Annotated in this window: 15 protein-coding genes; 6 read left to right on the top strand and 9 right to left on the bottom strand. The window is 62.5% G+C overall.

Features of this window, described 5'->3' with window-relative positions; translation table 11 throughout:
* Positions 1-68 precede the first annotated feature (68 nt).
* Together AB4Z53_RS14125 and AB4Z53_RS14120 are read left to right on the top strand one after the other, a co-directional pair.
* Complete coding sequence (locus AB4Z53_RS14125; protein ID WP_441596369.1) at positions 69-1,307, top strand: multidrug effflux MFS transporter; 1,239 nt, start codon at positions 69-71, stop codon at positions 1,305-1,307.
* Positions 1,308-1,407: 100 nt separating this feature from the next.
* Positions 1,408-2,700, top strand: coding sequence for a multidrug effflux MFS transporter (locus AB4Z53_RS14120; RefSeq protein ID WP_162768893.1), 1,293 nt, complete (start codon positions 1,408-1,410; stop codon positions 2,698-2,700).
* Positions 2,701-2,779: 79 nt separating this feature from the next.
* Here AB4Z53_RS14120 and AB4Z53_RS14115 read toward each other — a convergent pair whose 3' ends face one another.
* The 5 genes from AB4Z53_RS14115 to AB4Z53_RS14095 all read right to left on the bottom strand — a co-directional run bounded on the left by AB4Z53_RS14115 (position 2,780) and on the right by AB4Z53_RS14095 (position 7,060).
* Positions 2,780-3,604: an inositol monophosphatase family protein gene (locus AB4Z53_RS14115; protein WP_113540044.1), complete on the bottom strand. Its 825-nt coding sequence runs from the start codon at positions 3,602-3,604 to the stop codon at positions 2,780-2,782.
* Positions 3,601-4,485 carry a tRNA 2-thiocytidine(32) synthetase TtcA gene (gene ttcA / locus AB4Z53_RS14110; protein ID WP_441596368.1) on the bottom strand — a complete coding sequence of 295 codons (885 nt, stop codon included), beginning with the start codon at positions 4,483-4,485 and terminating at the stop codon, positions 3,601-3,603. The genes AB4Z53_RS14115 and ttcA overlap by 4 nt, the downstream gene beginning before the upstream one ends.
* A 112-nt stretch (positions 4,486-4,597) precedes the next feature.
* Entirely contained in the window at positions 4,598-5,545 is a 948-nt protein-coding gene (locus AB4Z53_RS14105) for a glutaminase (RefSeq protein ID WP_113540046.1), read from the bottom strand.
* Between the two features lie 142 nt (positions 5,546-5,687).
* On the bottom strand, positions 5,688-6,305 hold the full coding sequence (rpsD, locus tag AB4Z53_RS14100) for a 30S ribosomal protein S4 (protein ID WP_113540047.1): 618 nt from the start codon (positions 6,303-6,305) through the stop codon (positions 5,688-5,690).
* Between the two features lie 245 nt (positions 6,306-6,550).
* Positions 6,551-7,060: a MarR family winged helix-turn-helix transcriptional regulator gene (locus tag AB4Z53_RS14095; RefSeq protein WP_113540048.1), complete on the bottom strand. Its 510-nt coding sequence runs from the start codon at positions 7,058-7,060 to the stop codon at positions 6,551-6,553.
* A gap of 117 nt (positions 7,061-7,177) precedes the next feature.
* Here AB4Z53_RS14095 and AB4Z53_RS14090 point away from each other — a divergent pair, with 117 nt between their 5' ends.
* On the top strand, positions 7,178-7,513 hold the full coding sequence (locus tag AB4Z53_RS14090; RefSeq protein WP_291161832.1) for a cupin domain-containing protein: 336 nt from the start codon (positions 7,178-7,180) through the stop codon (positions 7,511-7,513).
* A gap of 57 nt (positions 7,514-7,570) precedes the next feature.
* Here the strand turns inward: AB4Z53_RS14090 and AB4Z53_RS14085 are convergent, their stop codons facing one another.
* Entirely contained in the window at positions 7,571-9,088 is a 1,518-nt protein-coding gene (locus AB4Z53_RS14085; protein ID WP_441596367.1) for a helicase HerA domain-containing protein, read from the bottom strand.
* 249 nt (positions 9,089-9,337) lie between these two features.
* Between AB4Z53_RS14085 and AB4Z53_RS14080 the strand changes: the two genes are divergently transcribed.
* The gene (locus tag AB4Z53_RS14080; protein ID WP_113540051.1) at positions 9,338-9,523 is read left to right on the top strand and encodes a hypothetical protein; all 186 of its coding nucleotides are present in this window, start codon (positions 9,338-9,340) and stop codon (positions 9,521-9,523) included.
* Between the two features lie 37 nt (positions 9,524-9,560).
* Here AB4Z53_RS14080 and murI read toward each other — a convergent pair whose 3' ends face one another.
* From murI to AB4Z53_RS14065, 3 genes are all read right to left on the bottom strand, one after another.
* On the bottom strand, positions 9,561-10,406 hold the full coding sequence (gene murI / locus AB4Z53_RS14075; RefSeq protein WP_441596366.1) for a glutamate racemase: 846 nt from the start codon (positions 10,404-10,406) through the stop codon (positions 9,561-9,563).
* Positions 10,393-11,238, bottom strand: coding sequence for an RNA methyltransferase (locus tag AB4Z53_RS14070; RefSeq protein ID WP_441596365.1), 846 nt, complete (start codon positions 11,236-11,238; stop codon positions 10,393-10,395). The genes murI and AB4Z53_RS14070 overlap by 14 nt, the downstream gene beginning before the upstream one ends.
* A 65-nt stretch (positions 11,239-11,303) precedes the next feature.
* Positions 11,304-13,280 carry an FUSC family protein gene (locus AB4Z53_RS14065; RefSeq protein ID WP_441596364.1) on the bottom strand — a complete coding sequence of 659 codons (1,977 nt, stop codon included), beginning with the start codon at positions 13,278-13,280 and terminating at the stop codon, positions 11,304-11,306.
* Positions 13,281-13,638: 358 nt separating this feature from the next.
* Here AB4Z53_RS14065 and AB4Z53_RS14060 point away from each other — a divergent pair, with 358 nt between their 5' ends.
* Both AB4Z53_RS14060 and AB4Z53_RS14055 read left to right on the top strand, forming a co-directional pair.
* Positions 13,639-14,853 (top strand): NADP-dependent isocitrate dehydrogenase, encoded by a 1,215-nt coding sequence (locus AB4Z53_RS14060; RefSeq protein ID WP_291161818.1) that lies wholly within the window; start codon positions 13,639-13,641, stop codon positions 14,851-14,853.
* 22 nt (positions 14,854-14,875) lie between these two features.
* Positions 14,876-15,472, top strand: coding sequence for a demethoxyubiquinone hydroxylase family protein (locus tag AB4Z53_RS14055; protein ID WP_291161815.1), 597 nt, complete (start codon positions 14,876-14,878; stop codon positions 15,470-15,472).
* The last annotated feature ends 25 nt before the right edge of the window (positions 15,473-15,497 follow it).

Genomic DNA, 15,497 nt, shown 5'->3' with positions numbered 1-15,497 from the left:
TTTTTCCGGATCTGCTCCGGACCAACCTGTTCCGCTTGCGCCCGATGCGCCGTTAGGACTTTTTGAAAATGACAAGTACGACCAACGACGACGCCCGGCCCGGCCTCACGAAATTCCAGTTCATCGCATTGATGGCCATGCTGATGGCGACCAACGCGATCTCGATCGACATCATGCTTCCCGGTCTGCAGCAGATCGGCGCGAGCCTTGGCGTTGCCTCCGAAAATGAGCGGCAATACATCATCACCGCCTATCTGCTCGGCATGGGCGTGGCACAACTGTTCTTCGGCCCGCTGTCGGATCGGTTCGGCCGCAAGCCGCCGCTTCTCGCTGGTCTCGTTCTCTACGCACTGTGTGCGCTCGCAATCGCCGTCGTGCCAAGCTTCGGCCTCATGCTGGCTTTGCGCTTCGTCCAGGGCGCGGGTGCGGCGGCGACGCGCGTCATCACCATCTCGATCGTGCGCGACGTCTATGGCGGCCGGCAGATGGCGGAGGTCATGTCGCTGGTCATGATGGTGTTCATGATCGTTCCGGTCGTCGCGCCCAGCATAGGTCAGCTCATCATCAGCTTTGCAGAATGGCACATGATCTTCGTGGTCGTCGCAGTCTATGCGGTGATGATCATTGCGCTCGTGGTCTCAAAGCTTGACGAAACCCTTGATCCGGCGCATCGCCGCGACTTCACGCCGTCGGTCATCCTCAGCGGTTTCCGCATCGTGCTGACCAACCGGCTGTCGCTGCTCTATACGCTCGCGACCTCTGTGATCCTTGGCGCGCTCTTCGGGTTCATCAACTCGGCGCAACAGGTGCTCGTCGGCGTCTACGGCCTAGGCGTGTGGTTTCCGCTTGTCTTCGCGGCGTTTGCCGGTATGATGGCGGTCGCTTCCTTCACCAACTCCCGCCTTGTCCGCCGCTTCGGCATGCGGCCGCTTTCACATGCGGCGCTCTGCGGCTTCACGCTCGCAAGCTTCGTCTGGATGTCGGCCTCACTCTATGGACCGCTGCCCTTCCCGATTTTCGTCGTGCTCTACTGCGCCACGATGTTCCAGTTCGGGTTGATCGCGCCAAACTTCAACGCCATGGCCATGGAGCCGCTCGGACACGTCGCCGGAACCGCATCCTCCGTGCTCGGATTCATGCAGACGATCGGCGGAAGCGTGATCGGAGCCTTCATCGGCCAGTCTTTCGACGGCACGGCCACGCCGCTTGCCACTGGCTACTTCACCGTTGCCGCGATTGGTCTCGTTTTCGTTTTCATCGCCGAACGCGGCAAGCTGTTCAAACCGCACCATCAGCCGGCCGGTTGATCTCTAAAGTGCCATGCGTGTCTTAAGACGCGAAAGGTCGCTGTAGCGCCCCAAACTGCCGGCCAGTCTCTCCAAAGATTGAATTTACGGGTTTTCCCAAATGTCCACCATTGCCAATCAATCCGAACATATCGACGGGGTTTCCGGGGCTCAACGCCTCAACATGGGCATCGTCGAGTTCATCATCACCATCGCCGTCATGACGGCGAGCGTCGCTATCGCCATCGACAGCATGCTGCCGGCGTTGCCGGCCATCGGCCAGTCGCTGAACGTCGCCAACACCAACGATAGCCAGTTGGTGATCGGCGTCTTCTTCCTCGGCTTCGGCCTCTCGCAGATCTTCTTCGGCAGCCTTTCCGACGCCTTCGGCCGTCGCAAGGTGTTGCTGGGCGGCCTCGCGTTTTTCACCGTGTCGATGTTTTCGGCTGCGCTTACCCAGAGCTTTGAGACGCTGCTCATCCTGCGCTTCATTCAGGGTATCGGCGCCGCTGCGATCCGCATCACCACCATGGCGATCGTGCGCGACTGCTTTGGCGGCCGCGAGATGGCGCGCGTCATGTCCTATGTCATGATCGTGTTCATGATCGTGCCGATCGTCGCCCCTTCGATCGGCCAGCTCGTGATCCTCTATGCCAATTGGCACTGGATCTTCATCCTGATCGGCATCATCGGCGCGATCCTCTTCGTCTGGGCCTTTTCCCGCATGAAGGAGTCCCTGCCCCAAGAGGAGCGCATGCCGCTCTCCGTCGGCGCGGTGGCATCGGGTTTCAAGACCGTACTCACCAACCGTATCACCTGCGGCTACATGATCGGCATGACGATGTTTACCGCCGTCATCTGCGCCTATATCGTTACCGTCCAGCAGATCTTCGGCGAGGTCTACGGCCTCGGCGAGTGGCTGCCGATCGCCTTTGCCGGCACGGCCGGCGGCATTGCGGTTGCGAACTTCGCCAACGGCTTCTTCGTCCGCAGCTTCGGCATGCGCCGCATCTCGCACGTCTCGATGATCCTGTTCACGTTGATTTCGGTCGCAGGCTTCGTGATGTCGCTCTCCGGCACGCCGGCCTTCGTCGTCAGCTACCTGATGTTCTCGGTGCTCCTGATGTTCTTTGCGGTGATCGCAACGAACTTCACCGCGATCAGCCTGGAGCCGATGGGGCACCTGGCCGGTACCGCAACGGCGATCACCGGCTTCGTTTCGACCACCGGTGGCGCGCTCATCGGCGGCGCTGTCGGCCAGCTCTTCAATGGCACGTTGCAGCCGCTGTTCGGTGGTTTCGCGCTCTTCGGCGCGGTGACGATCCTTGCAACGCTCTGGGCTGAAAAGGGCAAGCTCTTCACCCATCCGGGCGACAAGGACGTCTCCATGGATCACGGCGGCGGCCATATGTGACGGCCGCCAGAAGGCAAACAAATAGCCCGCCCGGAGCGATCCGGGCGGGCTTTCGCATTTTCGGGCTGCTTCGAACAGCTCAGACCGTGAAGACCTCGCTGCGCAGCGTCTCCCAGCTCTCCTTGTCTGTCGCCAGCAGAAGTCCGCCATTGAGATGGGCCGGCAGATAGGGCGAACCGTCGAAGCGGGCGGCATAGGCACCGGCTTCCTGCGAGATCAGCGTACCGGCGAGATGATCCCAGGGCATCAGCTTCTGGTACATCAGGAAGTGGATGTGGCCGCCGGCAAGCATGCGGTATTCATGCGCGGCGCAGCGATAGCTGGTGGCGATGCGGACCTTGGCCATGTTGGCCATGACTTCGCGTCGTGCTTCCTGTTGGTAGAAACCTGTCGAGGCCCCGCCGACCATGGCTTCGAGCGGCACGCCGACGGTGACCGACATGCGCTCCTGCGTCCCATCCGGGCGGCACATCCAGGCGCCCGAGCCCTTCTCCGCGATCACCCAGTCGTTGCCGAGCGGATCGTAGATGATGCCGGCAACTGTCTCGCCCTTCGCAACGACGCTCGCCATGACGCCGAAAAGCGGCACGCCGGCAGCGAAATTGAAGGTGCCGTCGATCGGGTCGACGACGACGGCAAGCTCGGCATCGGCAAGCTTGTCGAGCAGCGCCGGGTCGGCGGCGACCGATTCCTCGCCAATGAACAGTGCGCCGGGCGCTATGTCTTCCATACGGGACTTGATCAGCCGTTCGGCCGCCTCGTCGGCTTCGGTCACGAGATCGATCGCTTCCGACTTCATCCGGACATCATCCGCCCCGAGATTGCGGAACCGCGGCAGGATTTCTTTGACCGCCGCCTCCTGCATGAGGTTGGCGAGGCCGGCGATGTCGACGGAATGGCTCATTCTTTGGGCTCCGGTGTGAGGGACTGGAAATCGAACAGCTTGGGATCGAGCAGATGCGACGGGTTCACATGGCCGAGCGCGCGCAGCATAGTGTCCTTGCGGCCGGGCATGCGTCGCTCGATATCGGAAAGCATCGCCTTCATCGCATTGCGCTCGAGCCCGTCCTGCGAGCCGCAGAGATCGCAAGGGATGATCGGGAACTCCATCGCTGCGGCAAACTTGGCAAGATCATCTTCGGCCGCATAGGCAAGCGGACGAAGCACCATCAGATCGCCTTCGTCGTTGAGGAGCTTTGCCGGCATCGAGGCGAGCCGGCCGCCATGGAAAAAGTTCATGAAGAAGGTTTCGAGGATGTCCTCGCGGTGGTGGCCGAGAACCAGCGCGTCGCAGCCCTCTTCGCGGGCGACGCGATAGAGGTTGCCGCGGCGCAGCCGCGAACAGAGGGAGCAGTAGGTGGCACCCGTCGGCACCTTCTCCTTCACGATCGAATAGGTGTCACGATACTCAATGCGATGCTTGACGCCGATCGATTGCAGATATTCCGGAAGGATATGCTTCGGGAAGTTCGGCTGCCCCTGGTCGAGATTGCAGGCGATGAGTTCCACCGGCAACAGCCCGCGCCATTGCAGGTCCATCAAAAGCGCCAGTAGGCTATAGCTGTCCTTGCCGCCGGAAAGACCGATCAGCCAGCGCTTCGAGCCTTTCAACATCCCGAAGTCGTCGAGTGCCTGGCGGGTCTGGCGCAGCAGGCGCTTGCGCAGCTTGTTGAACGAGACGGAGGACGGCATGCGGCTGAACAGCGGATGCGTGCCGGCGTCGATCTCGACCTCATCGAAAGTGGCTTCGACCGGGTCTTGCGACGACGTGAGCGAAAGGTCCATGGCAGGGGATCCTGTGCGGCAGGCGCGGGCGCAACCGGCGCCCGGCAAATCTTGGCCTGCACTTGCCCGCTCCAGCCGTCAAGATCAAGGAAAATCGCCCGCTGGCTGGCCGTTACGACCCGAACACCGACCAGCCGGTGCGTGCCGCCAGCATTTCGAGTGCCAGCGAACCGAGCAGCGAATTGCCGTTCTCGTTGAGACCCGGCGACCAGACGGCGACGGACGCCTTGCCCGGAGCAACTGCCAGGATGCCGCCGCCGACGCCGCTCTTGCCGGGCAGGCCGACGCGATAGGCGAAATCGCCCGAGCCGTCGTAGTGGCCGCAGGTCAGCATCAGTGCGTTGATGCGTCGCGCCCGCTGGCGCGAGACCACATTGTGGCCGGTCAGCGGGTTACTGCCGCCTGCGGCCAGAAACAGGCCGGCCTTCGCCAGCTGGCTGCAGGTCATCGCCAGGGCGCAATGATGGAAGTAGACGCCGAGCACGTGGTCGACAGGATGGTCGAGCCGGCCATAGGAGCGCATGAAGTTTGCGAGCGCGAAGTTGCGGTAGCCGGTGGCCGTCTCCGAACGCGCAACCTCGTGGTCGATGACGATCTGGTCGTCGTCGGCAAGATAGCGGACGAACTGCACGATTTCGCCGATCAGTTCCCGCGGCGTATGGCCTGCGAGGATCAGGTCGCTGATGGTGATCGCACCGGCATTGATGAAGGGATTGCGCGGCTTTCCGCCCTCATGCTCGAGCTGCACGATCGAATTGAACGCGGAGCCGGACGGTTCGCGACCGACCCGGTGCCAGATGTTCTCGCCGTGTTTGCCGAGCGCCAGCGTCAGCGTGAACACCTTCGAGACGCTCTGGATCGAAAACGGCACCTCGGCATCGCCAACCCGATAGATCTTGCCATCGGTGGTGACGATCGCCATGCCGAAATGCTTGGCATCGACCCGCGCGAGCTGCGGAATGTAGTCGGCGACCTTGCCTTGGCCGAACCTTGGGCTCAGTTCCCGGTGGATATCGTCGATGATCGCCTGCAGGTCTTGCGGAGCGTTCTGCTCAGGCATCGGCTTCCCTCTCGCTCACCGCCTTCGGAGACAAGGGGTGAGATCGCCATGATCGGAGTGCGGTCGCGTAGCGAAGGCTACAGACAAAAAAACCGCCCGTTTCCGGGCGGTTTTCGAAACGTCACAAGGCGCGAGCCTCGGATTAACGCGAATAGAATTCGACGACCAGGTGCGGTTCCATGACGACGGCGTAAGGAACGTCGGAGAGAACCGGCACGCGGACGTAGGTCGCAACCATCTTGTTGTGGTCGACTTCGATGTAATCAGGAACGTCGCGTTCAGCGAGCGAAACCGATTCGAGAACGGTCACGAGCTGCTTGGACTTTTCCTTGACTTCGATGACGTCGCCCGGCTTGCAACGGTAGGAACCGATGTTCACGCGAACACCGTTGACCTTGACGTGGCCGTGGTTGACGAACTGACGGGCAGCAAAGACGGTCGGAACGAACTTGGCGCGGTAGACGATCGCGTCGAGGCGCGATTCGAGCAGGCCGATCAGGTTCTCCGGGGTGTCGCCCTTGCGGCGGGAAGCTTCAGCGAAGATCGCGCGGAACTGCTTCTCGCGGATGTCGCCGTAGTAGCCCTTGAGCTTCTGCTTGGCGCGCAGCTGTACACCGAAGTCCGAAAGCTTGGACTTGCGGCGCTGACCGTGCTGGCCCGGGCCGTATTCGCGGCGGTTAACCGGGGACTTCGGACGGCCCCAGATGTTTTCGCCCATACGGCGGTCAATTTTATACTTGGACGATTCGCGCTTGCTCATCGCATTTCCTTTCAAACGGTTACACCGGCCTGTTTCCAAGCCGGATCAAGGAAACACGCCCTCCTCTGAACCCATTTTCGGGGTTCTGACAGGTTTCTCACGATCACGCTGACGGAGAAGCCACGGGACATGTCAAATGAAACACCGGACATTTCTGCCCGGCGTTGGGGCGGCTTTAGTGGGTCGGGCCACTATTGTCAAACGAAATCGTGGCAATCGGCTTCGCTTCAGGCCGGATCAACAGGTCAGGCCCGTTCCAGCGAGACGAGCAGCTTCCTGAGCAACCCAGCCAGAGCGGCGCGGTCTTCCGAGCTCAACCCTTCGAGGTAACGTGCTTCGCTGGTCATATCCGCGCGAATCGCCGCTTCCGCAAGGGCTACTCCCTTGTCGGTCAATCCGACGACGCTGCTGCGGCCATCGGATGCGGAGCGTTCACGCAGGATCAGTCCTGCCTTCTGCAGCCGGTCGAGCCGGTGCGTCAGCCCACCCGACGAGATCATCAGCAACGTATAGAGGTCCGTCGGCGTCAGTCGATAGGGCGGCCCGGATCGCCGCAGCGTCGAAATCACGTCGAACTCGCCGCGGTCGAGGCCGAAGGAGGCAAAGGTCTCCTCGATCGACGGACGGACGAGATTGGAAAGGCGGTAGGCACGCCCGAGGATCGTCATCGGCTCGGTATCGAGATCGGGCAGTTCACGCTGCCACTGCCCCTGCAACCGATCGACGTGATCCCTCGCCTCATTCTCGTTCCGCATCGTTCACCTCGATCTTCATCAATCTATCTTGACGGGAAGATAGTTTCACATAATATCTTCTCGTGAAGATAATTCATCCGCTTGAGAAAGCCAAGCCGAACGACTAGGGAGGCCAGCATGTTTCATGTCATTCCACGTGCAGAGCAGAAACAGAGCCCCAACCGAACGATCCTGTTCGAGGGCGGTCAATTCGGAACCCCGATTTCGCTCTTTCTCATGGATGCCGAACCCGGCCAGGGGCCAGCCCTTCACGTCCACCCTTATCCGGAGACGTGGATCGTTCATTCTGGCGAAGCCGAATTCACGGTGGGTGAGCAGAAGATCATGGGCAAGGCCGGTGACATCATCGTCGTCGACCCCGAAACGCCGCACCGTTTCGTCAACATCGGCACCGGCCGGCTGCAAATGACCTGCATCCACGCATCCGACCGGGTGGTTCAGAGTTGGCTGTAGCGCCTGTTGCGATGGTCGCGCTGTGCCAGCACTGGAAGGCGGCAGCTTAGGTAGAGCTTACTCGGCCGCCGCGGCCGTCGTGCTTGCCGTGTCGGGTCCGTTCGCATCGCCGGGCGCGGTCTCGCTGCCAAGGTCCGGGAACGCGACGATCCGTTTGCCGGTGAAATCGGCATGGATGACGATCAGCCCATGTTCCTCGAAATAGCCGAGCAGTCGACGGGCCCGTCTTGCGGAATGCGTGCCGTAGGCCCGTGCAATCATCGCGTCCGAAGGACACGGCAGGCTGCGAATTGCGGCCTGCGCCATCATCAGGAACACCGCCTGCAGGTCTTCGGTGACGCGATCGGCGAGCAGCAACGCCTGTGCCCAAACCTCCGTCGCTGCCGTCTCGGCGTCGATCCCAGAACGGGCGACCGCCATCTTGCGGCGAAACGCGCTGAGCGAAAGGGCAGCGCCTGACGGGAGGCGACGGATGCGGCATCGCACCAGGAAGTCCTGAAACAGTTCCGCATCGGGCCGGAAGGCCGCCTCCGGATTGGTCAGAATTTCCGCGAAGACGCCGTCGAGCAGGGTCTCCTTTTCTTCGGCAGACATCTCCTGTTGGGCCTGCCGTGCCTCGATCGGCGCAGCGGCTTCCGGCCGCGGACGCGACAGTTCGGCAAGGATGTCGGTCGTTGGCCGCGGCGGCGCGACGACGCGGCGCATGATCGGCCGGGTCAATTCGTCCGGATCCGGCGTGAAGATCAGGTCTTCGACGTCCTGCGGGGCTTCGGGTAGCGGCATCAGCTTCGGGCTCGTCGAGCGTGCCGAAGTCTCGACCGTGCCGATCGTCACTTTGAGCGGGCGTCGTGAAAGCGCCGGGCCGAGCGCGACGAAGGAGCCGCGCTTCAGGTCGCGGAACATTTCTGCCGTGCGCCGGTCCATGCCGAGCAGATCGGCGGCACGCAGCATGTCGATGTCGAGGAAAGTGCGCCCCATCAGGAAGTTCGAGGCTTCCGCGGCGACATTCTTGGCAAGCTTCGCCAGGCGCTGCGTGGCGATGACACCGGCAAGGCCGCGCTTACGGCCGCGGCACATCAGGTTGGTCATGGCGCCGAGCGAAATCTTGCGCACCTCTTCGGTGACGTCGCCGGCGACCGATGGCGCAAACATCTGCGCCTCGTCGACGACGACGAGAACCGGATACCAGTATTCGCGGTCCGCATCGAACATGGCGTTCAGGAACACGCCGGCATTGCGCATCTGCTGCTCGATATCGAGCCCTTCCAGCGACAGCACGCAGGAGACGCGGTGCTGGCGGATGCGGGTGGCAATGCCTATCAGTTCCGCGTCGGTCCGTTCGCCCTCGACAACCACATGGCCGAACTTGTCGGCGAGCGTGACGAAATCGCCTTCGGGATCGATGATGCACTGCTGCACCCAGGGCGCCGATTGCTCCAGCAGGCGGCGCAGAAGATGCGACTTGCCCGAACCGGAATTGCCCTGCACCAGAAGACGGGTGGCCAGAAGCTCCTCGATATCGAGCGAGGCCGATGTCCCTTCGGACGTCGCTCCCATGTCGATGCCGACCTTCATTTCCACCTCTTCGTGTTGAACTGATTCGCGATCACGCGGAGACCGCCCGTCGGGCGACACCTAGCACGGTTTTCCCGGAAATCGTGCCGCCGGCGCACAAAACCCACAGGGAATACGCACGGGCGAGTCTACGCAGAATAACCGGATGTAGATCCGAACCGCCACAATATAAAGTTGAAGATCGTCCTTTGGCGAGTAGGGACGAATGCCCATTTGGGATTTAGTCGAAGCGATTTGCCAGGGGCAGGAATGGAGCACTATGAAACAGAACAGCAGATGGAGCTGCACAATCTCGATCAGCGTATGCGCGATGCTTACAAGGACACGCAACGGGTCGCCTCGAAAGACGACGCCGCACGGGCCGGCCGCATGCGCTTTCGCGCCGCCTGCGTGTTGGCCGTTCTGATCGGCCTGTTGCTGGCGATCTTCCTTTAGAGGGCCGTGCCGGTCGTAGCGACGCATGAACAGGGCTCTACCCGAGCGCTTCGGCGTGCCCTGCTCGTTTTTCCACGATGGCTTCAGGTGCCACCGTCAGCCCGAAGCCCTGCATCAGCCGGCGCGTGGCAAAATCGGGTTTGCCCGAGGTGAAGATCGCCGGGTCCTGGCCGTTCAGCGGCTCGAAGCCGTTTGGCTGCGGCACCAGCGAGCGCGCCCGCCGGGCGATCGCTTCGGCCGGATCCAGCCAGTCGACCGGCCAGGGTGCGAGCCTGCGGAAAACGTTGGCCATGAAGGGATAATGCGTGCAGGCGAGCACCACGATATCGGTCTTCCTGCCGTCCATCTCGACGAAACACGGCGCGATCTCTGCAAGGACGGTCTCGTCGTCGAACTTCTCGCCGCGAATATAGGCTTCCGCCATCTTGGCGAGGTTCTCGGAGCCGACGAGCCGCACATGGCACTGGCTGGCAAAGGACTGGATGAGATCGCGGGTATAGGCACGCTTGACCGTGCCGGGCGTCGCCAGCACTGAGACCAGCCCGGAGCGTGTGCGCTCGGCCGCTGGCTTGATTGCCGGGACCGTGCCGACAAAGGTCATTTGTGGATAGGCTGCGCGCAGATCGGCGCCGACGAGCGTGAAGGCGGTGTTGCAGGCGATTACGCAGATTTCCGGATCGTGTTCGGTGAGCAGGCGGCCAAAGAGTTCGATCACCCGCGCCTTCAGCGCCGCCTCTTCCCAACCGCCATAGGGAAAGCCGGCATCGTCGGCGACATAGATGAAATGTCGCTCGGGCATCAGCACCCTCGCCTCGCGCAGCACCGTCAAGCCGCCGATGCCGCTGTCGAAAACGAGGATGGGTTTCAGTTCAGTCGCTGTCACCGTTGTCTCGCGCTTTCCTGCTGTGCTCGCCCCTGCTGCTATCACTCGGAGCGCCGGAGCCCCGCGGGTTTTCCCGCGTGAACCGGTCGAGCGAAGAGATGACGCCGCGCAGCACCTGGATTTCCGATTCGGTAAAGGATGGTCTGGTCAGAACGGCGCGCAGGTTCTCGACCAATTTCGGCTTTTTATCGGCGGAGCGGAAATAGTTGCGCGCATCGAGCGCCTCCTCGACATGCTCGAACAGGCCCTGAAGATGCTCCTTGGTGGCCGGTCGTTGCTCGATCGCCTGGAACGAGGTCTGGTCCTCCGATTCCATGCCGGTCTTCAGCCACTCATAGGACATCAGGAGCACGGCCTGGGCGAGATTGAGCGAGGCGAAAGCCGGATTGACCGGGAAGGTCACGATCTCGTCGGCAAGGGCCACTTCCTCGTTGGTGAGGCCGGTGCGTTCCCGCCCGAACAGGATGCCCGTCTTCTCGCCCCCCTGAAAGCGCTGGCGCAGCGTGCGGGCTGCGACGATCGGCGAGCGCACCGGCTTGTAGCCGTCGCGGTCGCGGGCGGTCGTGGCATAGACGAAGTTGAGATCGGCAATTGCCTCTTCGACCGAGCCATAAAGCTTGGCAGCGTCGATCACATGGTCGGCACGGCTCGCGGCGGAGCGCGCCTTTTCGCTCGGCCAGCCGTCGCGCGGATTGACGAGCCGAAGCTCGGCCAGGCCGAAATTCGCCATCGCGCGGGCGACCATGCCGATGTTTTCGCCGAGCTGCGGATACGCGAGGATGATCGCCGGTCCTTCCGCCAGAAGTTCGCGCTCGCTGTTCGTACCTGCCATTTTCTCGTGCCTTCGCCTGTCGTTCGGCGCTTCCCTCGCACAAATACCGGGGAAATTAAAGTCCACTACAGATGAAGGCGGTTGAGAGAGACGCCGATCATCTCAAGGCCGAGCTCCGCGTCGTCTCGCGATATCGGCAGATGCCGATCGACCGGTCCACCGATCCGGCCGACCTCGTAGAAATAGGCCGACGCCTTGTCGCGCACGGACTGAACGAGTGCGAGATTGGCGTCGATGTCGTCCTTGAATGCCGTGCCCTCCACGTCTGCATCCGTGCCGACGCGCCGCGCGAACACCCGTGCCCAATAGGTGCAGGCCATGAAGATCGCCAGGGCCTGGCGGACATGGCCGGGACGCGTGACGAGTTGCCAGGGAAGCCCGAGCGGCTTTGCCGCGGCAGCCAGATCGCGATAGGCCCGGTCGAGCGCCTGCGATCGGGTGATGAGCATCAACCCCGAGGCCCCGTCCCTCGCCGCCTGCAACAGGCCCGTCAGCTCGTCGCACCAGGTTGCGACGGCGGCATCGAGCGTCGTGCGCGTTCGGGTCGGAAACACGACGAAGGCAACCGCCGCGCCGGCGATCGAGCCGATCATCGTTTCCTCGAGGCGCAGCTGCAGGAGATGCGGGGTCAGCACGCCCATGAGGCTGTAGACCAGCGACAGCACGACCGAGATGAAGAAGGTCATCGTCGCATAGGAGACCGCCAGGAAATAGAAGGCGAGAAAGACGCAAAGCGCGCTCAGCGGCAGAACCAGATAGATGCTGCCGCCGACCAGCGTGCCAACGACGATGCCGACCACGATGCCGAAGAGCGTACCAGCTGAACGCTGCAGCGCCTTGACGGCCGTATCGCCGCGCGAGCGCGTATTGGTAAAGACCAGGAACGCCGCAAGCACCGCCCAGAACCAGCGCTCGCGCGATAGCATCAGGCCAAAGACCATGGCGATGCCCGTAGCAAGCGTGATCTGGATCGCCGTCTTCAGCGCCGGGTCGGCAAGCGATGGCTTCCAGCGCGTCGCCGCGCCCCCCTCAAGCGCTGGCGGCTCTTCGAGATCGACCGGCGTCAGCTTCGCGAGGCTGCGGGCAAGCCGCTGCCGGACGTTGCGAAGCCAGCGCAGCGCCTTCACCGTCTCTTCGCGGCGCGGAGCGGCCTCGCCAAGGCGCGCGATTTCCTCGTCGATCCTTTCACCATCGCGCGCCAGCATCGCCTCCACCAGCGCCGGTGGCGGCATCGACTGGAAGCTCAGCACGATCACGCTTTCGGCGGCGAGGTGCAGGTCGAAGAGGTTGACGACGAGATCCGAGGACGCAAGGCCGGGCTCCGGTCCCGGCCGCCGGTTCTCGGTCGGAATGAAGCTTTCGGCCATCAGCACTGCTTCCTTCAGCCGCTCTTCGGCCGTCAGCAGCCGACGCCGGTCGACCTCGGAAAGCACGGGCTTGCGGGCGATCTCCGCCAATTGCAGCAGCATCTGGTCGACGCGGCGCTGCACGCTGGCCGCGGCGCGCAGCAGATCGCGGTAGCGATCATCCGGCAGCAGCCGCGTACGGACGAGATGGGCGACCGTCGCCGACACCGCGGCCCCGAAGAAGAGCGCCGGCAACTGATCGGCCGTTGGACGGAGATAGGCGCCGGTGAAATAGGACATGAAGGCAAACATGCCGACGGCAAAGCCGCGTGGGCCGAACGAGCGGCCATAGACCGCGAGAAAGATGATCAGCAGGAAGACGACGTCCGAGACGTAACGATATTCCTCGAGCAGCGAAGCGAGCCAGATCATCGAAACGCCGACGAGGACAGCGATGATGCGCGTGACGCGTTGCCCTGCAATCGTGCGGTCGCGCACCGCCAGTCCGCCCTCGATCGACAGTGACGCGGCAAGGCCATAGGCCGCCGGTGGCAGCGGCACGATGACATAATGGACCGCCATCAGGATCAGCACGGAAACGACGATCGTCGTGGTGATGCGTGAGGCCTGTCGCAACCGCGAGAAGGCCGGATCGTTGGCAAGAAGCCAATCGCGCATACGGGAACGAAATGCCATCGGATGCCCTTGCCTGTCCGCGCTCGCCTGGGGACGCGCGCCGCTTTCGCCGGTTCTTCCTGCATAGCGGCAGAAGCGATCTTTGCAAGGCYGGCAACATCGAAAGCCTGCTGCCTGTCTCCGTTACAACATGCTGCCGCTCGAGGTGCTGCGGCGACCCTGTCGCGTCCTCACGCCCGTGGCCCGCTTRGCCCAGAAAGTGCTGCCGAACCCTTGGTCGACGCCCGCCTTCGCCTCCATCCAAAGTTTCAGCCAAGCATGCTTTGCCTTGCCGGTTCTGAGTGCTATAGGGCACAGGATTTTTCAGAGAGGAAGGGACGTCGCTCCCGCTGTCCCGCTTAAACTACGAGGCATATTCATGGCAAAGATCAAGGTCGCCAATCCGGTCGTCGAACTCGACGGCGATGAGATGACCCGCATCATCTGGCAGTTCATCAAGGACAAGCTGATCCATCCCTACCTCGACGTCGATCTGGAATATTACGACCTCAGCGTCGAAAACCGCGATGCGACCGAAGACCAGGTCACGATCGACGCTGCCAACGCGATCAAGAAGCACGGCGTCGGCGTCAAGTGCGCCACGATCACGCCGGATGAAGCCCGCGTCGAGGAATTCAAGCTGAAGAAGATGTGGAAGTCGCCGAACGGCACGATCCGCAACATCCTCGGTGGCGTCATCTTCCGCGAGCCGATCATCTGCAAGAACGTTCCGCGCCTGGTTCCGGGCTGGACCAAGCCGATCATCGTCGGCCGTCACGCCTTCGGCGACCAGTACCGCGCCACCGACTTCAAGTTCCCGGGCAAGGGCAAGCTGACGATGAAGTTCGTCGGCGAAGACGGCAAGGAAATCGAATACGACGTCTTCGACGCACCGTCGGCCGGCGTTGCCATGGGCATGTACAACCTGGACGATTCGATCACCGAATTCGCGCGCGCCTCGTTCAACTACGGTATCCAGCGCAAGGTTCCGGTGTACCTGTCGACCAAGAACACCATCCTCAAGGTCTATGACGGCCGCTTCAAGGACATCTTCCAGCAGGTCTTCGACGCCGAATTCGCCGACAAGTTCAAGGAACTGAAGATCTGGTACGAACACCGCCTGATCGACGACATGGTCGCTTCCGCGCTGAAGTGGTCCGGCGGCTACGTCTGGGCGTGCAAGAACTACGACGGCGACGTGCAGTCGGACATCGTTGCCCAGGGCTTCGGTTCGCTCGGCCTGATGACCTCGGTCCTGATGACGCCGGATGGCAAGACGGTCGAAGCCGAAGCCGCCCACGGCACGGTTACCCGCCACTACCGCCAGCACCAGAAGGGCGAGGAAACCTCGACCAACTCGATCGCCTCGATCTTCGCCTGGACCCGTGGCCTCGCCCACCGTGCCAAGCTCGACGGCAATGCTGAACTCGCCCGCTTCTCCGAAACGCTCGAAAAGGTTTGCGTCGACACCGTCGAAGCCGGCTTCATGACCAAGGACCTCGCGCTCCTCATCGGCCCCGATCAGCCGTGGCTCTCGACCACCGGCTTCCTCGACAAGATCGACGAGAACCTGCAGAAGGCCATGGCCGCCTGATAGGCTCGAAAGAGCTTGAAAAATGATCGCGCCGATTTCCCCGCGCAACGCCCTGACGATCGCTCGCATCGTCAGGGTCAATCACGCCGGGGAATTCGGCGCGATCCGCATTTATAGTGCCCAGATTGCCGTCGCTCGTCGGTTCTACAGGGATTGCGTGCCGATGCTCTCGGAAATGCTTGGTCACGAGATCGAGCACTGCGCGCTGTTTCGCGCGGCGATGCCCGCGCGAAGATCCCGCCCCTGCCGCATCATGCCGTTCTGGAGTTTGGGCGGTTGGTTGCTTGGCTTCCTGAGCGCGCTTTTCGGCCGCCGCGGCATATGGGCTTGCACGGCAGCCGTGGAAGCTGCCGTGCACCGTCACCTTGATGATCAGCTACATTTTCTTGCGGGCAAGGATTCCGACCTTCACGCTCTCATCCTGTCGATCCGCGAGGAAGAGTTGGCTCATCTCGATCACGCCGAGGCGCAGCTTTCGAGCGAAGACCGGCTCGCTGACGCCCTGCGCGCCGTCATCTCCCTTGCCACCACCGTCCTGATCTGGCTTTCGACCTGGGGCGATTCCACGCGCATGGCGGCAGCCCTGCGGAAGGCCTCGCCGCAGGCTGCTTCACACTAGGCTCGGTCGCTTCGGCTGAGGTGCT

Source organism: Ensifer sp. 2TAB8, assembly GCF_052115125.1.
Lineage (GTDB): Bacteria > Pseudomonadota > Alphaproteobacteria > Rhizobiales > Rhizobiaceae > Ensifer.
The sequence above is the reverse complement of the archived record's forward strand: the minus strand, read 5'-3'. Positions and strand labels throughout refer to the sequence as shown.

Bases quoted from the DNA above. Each gene is read 5' to 3' on its own strand.
- AB4Z53_RS14125 (WP_441596369.1), top strand. From the start codon at position 69: ATGACAAGTACGACCAACGACGACGCCCGGCCCGGCCTCACGAAATTC.
- AB4Z53_RS14120 (WP_162768893.1), top strand. From the start codon at position 1,408: ATGTCCACCATTGCCAATCAATCCGAACATATCGACGGGGTTTCCGGG.
- AB4Z53_RS14115 (WP_113540044.1), bottom strand. From the start codon at position 3,604: ATGAGCCATTCCGTCGACATCGCCGGCCTCGCCAACCTCATGCAGGAG.
- ttcA (WP_441596368.1), bottom strand. From the start codon at position 4,485: ATGGACCTTTCGCTCACGTCGTCGCAAGACCCGGTCGAAGCCACTTTC.
- AB4Z53_RS14105 (WP_113540046.1), bottom strand. From the start codon at position 5,545: ATGCCTGAGCAGAACGCTCCGCAAGACCTGCAGGCGATCATCGACGAT.
- rpsD (WP_113540047.1), bottom strand. From the start codon at position 6,305: ATGAGCAAGCGCGAATCGTCCAAGTATAAAATTGACCGCCGTATGGGC.
- AB4Z53_RS14095 (WP_113540048.1), bottom strand. From the start codon at position 7,060: ATGCGGAACGAGAATGAGGCGAGGGATCACGTCGATCGGTTGCAGGGG.
- AB4Z53_RS14090 (WP_291161832.1), top strand. From the start codon at position 7,178: ATGTTTCATGTCATTCCACGTGCAGAGCAGAAACAGAGCCCCAACCGA.
- AB4Z53_RS14085 (WP_441596367.1), bottom strand. From the start codon at position 9,088: ATGAAGGTCGGCATCGACATGGGAGCGACGTCCGAAGGGACATCGGCC.
- AB4Z53_RS14080 (WP_113540051.1), top strand. From the start codon at position 9,338: ATGGAGCACTATGAAACAGAACAGCAGATGGAGCTGCACAATCTCGAT.
- AB4Z53_RS14070 (WP_441596365.1), bottom strand. From the start codon at position 11,238: ATGGCAGGTACGAACAGCGAGCGCGAACTTCTGGCGGAAGGACCGGCG.
- AB4Z53_RS14065 (WP_441596364.1), bottom strand. From the start codon at position 13,280: ATGGCATTTCGTTCCCGTATGCGCGATTGGCTTCTTGCCAACGATCCG.
- AB4Z53_RS14060 (WP_291161818.1), top strand. From the start codon at position 13,639: ATGGCAAAGATCAAGGTCGCCAATCCGGTCGTCGAACTCGACGGCGAT.
- AB4Z53_RS14055 (WP_291161815.1), top strand. From the start codon at position 14,876: ATGATCGCGCCGATTTCCCCGCGCAACGCCCTGACGATCGCTCGCATC.